The organism is Streptomyces sp. NRRL F-5126 (assembly GCF_000721265.1).
GTDB lineage: Bacteria > Actinomycetota > Actinomycetes > Streptomycetales > Streptomycetaceae > Streptomyces.
The window spans coordinates 1-355 of the sequence record NZ_JOFZ01000109.1 but is presented as its reverse complement, the minus strand read 5'-3'; the positions used below and the strand labels follow the sequence as shown (position 1 = coordinate 355).

General features: G+C 69.0%; 1 protein-coding gene. It reads left to right on the top strand.

Annotation, left to right across the window (positions count from 1 at the left end):
• Positions 1 to 158 precede the first annotated feature (158 nt).
• Positions 159 to 355, top strand: a 197-nt coding sequence (locus IH48_RS34030; RefSeq protein WP_037844209.1) for a hypothetical protein, incomplete at its 3' end; no start/stop codon positions are given.

The window sequence follows — 355 nt, the reverse complement described above, 5'->3', positions numbered from 1 at the left end:
GGCCGGTCCTGTGGATCAAACGACGGGTCTGGCGCAAGGACCCCGCGTACTCACAGCTCGTCGTCGACACGCGTGTGCCCGTCCGCCGGCAGAGCGTCCCCCGGCGGTAACACGCCTTCCGCCCGTTCTTACCCTTCCTCTTCACAGGAGTTCACGTCATGAGCGACCTCCCCAGCCCGGCGCGCGCCACCAGCTCGGTGCTCGCCACCGAATCGATCATCGATTCCCTCCTCGACGCCTTGGACGAGCAGCAGCTCGACGAGCTGGCCAGGCGCATCAGCACCCGCCGCTTCGCACGGGTCGAGGTCCGGCTCCTGGCCGCGCTCCGCGCGGACAGTGCCGTACTGCACCGCGA